This window comes from Butyricicoccus sp. AF18-9LB (genome assembly GCF_027684505.1).
GTDB lineage: Bacteria > Bacillota > Clostridia > Oscillospirales > Butyricicoccaceae > Agathobaculum > Agathobaculum butyriciproducens.
The window spans coordinates 765-3,008 of sequence record NZ_JAQCWA010000051.1; the positions used below are offsets into that span (position 1 = coordinate 765).

Consider the following 2,244-nt stretch of genomic DNA (forward strand, 5'->3'; position numbering starts at 1 on the left):
GCGTATCTTGATAAGTACACCGGGAGCATGGTCTGCTCCAAGCAGCTCTATAAGGAAGCCTTGAACCATGCCTTTGACGAGCCGAAGCAATGGGAAATCCGGGAAATCAACGAGATTATGAACCAGTGCATTTCTGGCTGGCGGTACTTCCCGAACCCAAGAATGTTTTCCGAATATGGCAGACAAAAGGGCTGGGAGCGTGAAAACCCGGCAACGGACTCCGGCAACCCGTCTGAAAAAACGAGGGACGGTTTTGTGGAGGTCTCAGAACAGATGGAGCTTCCGTTCTGAAAATGACAGCCCGTTGCACCCCCTGTTGCTATCCCGTTGCCGAGCCGGTTGCCGGGGAAAATCCCTTATTTCTGGGCTTTTCTCCCCTATGACAACCAAAACAACAGAAAAATAAAAGAAAAGTATAAATAGTAACCATCGCCAGATTGAGATTGTTTGCAAGGTCTTTTGAAGCCCGTTGCCGGACTTCGTTGCCGACACCCTCTGTCTGGCTATTTTCATGTATGGAGGATAACTGCCTATGGCAAAAAACAAAACAGAGATTCATGTTACAACGGTATTTGACGGGGAACTGGACGCAACCGATGTGTTCGTCAGCCTGATTTCCCAGAAATACGGCAAGACAAATACGAAAGAATATCTTGCTAAAAAGAAAGATTTGAAGTATAATGAAGATGAGGTTCAAAAGAGCCAGATACCGTCTGGATTGTGTGGGTAAATGGCTATGATGAACGAAATGGAATACAGAACAATCGGTTCGGCACTTGCCGGAGGGTATCGTGCAGCGGTCTATTGCAGGCTGTCAAAGGACGATGACCTGCAAGGCGAAAGTGCCAGTATCGCAAACCAGCGTGATATGCTGGAAAAATACTGCGAAAAGCAGGGATGGGAGGTTGTGGCAGTCTATCAGGACGATGGCTTCACAGGTCTTAATATGGAGCGTCCTGATTTACAGAGAATGTTGAGAGCCATTGAGCGCAGGCAAATCAACCTTGTCATCACGAAAGACCTCAGCCGACTGGGGCGTAACTATCTGCAAACCGGGCATTTGATTGAGGACTTTTTCCCAAGAAACGGTGTCCGCTATATCGCCATGAATGACGGTATCGACACCCTGCGTGATAACAACGATATTGCCCCGTTCAAGAATATCCTGAACGAGATGTACAGCAAGGATATTTCCAAGAAAGTCCATTCCTCTTATCTTCTGAAAGCGCAGAAAGGACAGTTTACCGGGTGTCTTGCCCCGTTCGGGTATCGGAAAGACCCGGAGGACAAAAACCATCTGCTCATTGACGAGGAAACCGCCCCGATTGTGCGGCTGATTTTCGGATATGCCCTAAACGGTCATGGTCCGAACTATATCCGCAGACGGCTGGAGGAAGAAAAAATCCCCTGCCCCACATGGTGGAACCGGGAACGGGGGCTTCGCAATACCCGCACCAAATGGGAAAAGAAAGACCCGGAAAACGGGCGGTATATGTGGGACTTCTCCGTTATCAAAGACCTTTTGATGAATCCCGTCTACACCGGGGCGATTGCTTCCCAGAAAAAGGACTACCGTTTCAAAATCAGCACGATTGGGGAAAAGAAGCCGGAGGACTGGATTGTGGTGGAGGGACAGCATGAACCGCTGATTGACCGCATGAGCTTTGACATTGTGCAGAACAAGCTGAAATCCCGCCAGCGTCCGGGGCAGACCAATGAAATCAGCTTGTTTGCCGGACTGATAAAATGCGGTGAGTGTGGGAAGTCACTGACGATACGCTACACAAACGCAAAACATCCCCAGCAGATTTACTCCTGCAAAACCTACAATGCCTTTGGAAAGAACCACTGCACCCAGCACCGGATTGATTATGACACCCTTTACAGCCATGTGCTGCGGAAAATCCGGGAATGTGCCAGAGCCGCCCTGATGGACGGGGAAGCGGTTGCCGACCGCTTGACCAATACCTGTGAAGCCGAGCAGCGGGAACAGCGGGAAGCAATGGAACGCTCCCTCACAAGGGACGAGGAACGGATTGAGGTTCTGGACAAAATGGTAATGCGGCTTTATGAGGATATGATTGCAGGGCGTATCAGTGAACAGAATTTCAACACCATGCTGGAAAAGACACAGACCGAGCAAGCGGAGCTTAAAGCAAAAGTGTCCGAGGGCAGAAAGCGGCTGTCCGATGAAGTCCAGCTTGCCAATGACGCAAAACAATGGGTGGAAGCCATTCAGGAATA

The 2,244-nt window shown here is 49.6% G+C and carries 2 protein-coding genes and 1 pseudogene; all 3 read left to right on the plus strand.

Translation table 11 applies throughout. From position 1 onward, the window contains the following. Positions 1 to 291: pseudogene (locus PGY33_RS14160) on the plus strand (virulence-associated E family protein); the annotation flags it as partial. A 241-nt stretch (positions 292 to 532) separates the two neighbouring features. After that, the gene (locus PGY33_RS14165; RefSeq protein WP_004612761.1) at positions 533 to 730 is read left to right on the plus strand and encodes a hypothetical protein; all 198 of its coding nucleotides are present in this window, start codon (positions 533 to 535) and stop codon (positions 728 to 730) included. Beyond that, the coding region (locus PGY33_RS14170; protein ID WP_270479188.1) for a recombinase family protein at positions 731 to 2,244 on the plus strand (1,514 nt) is incomplete at its 3' end.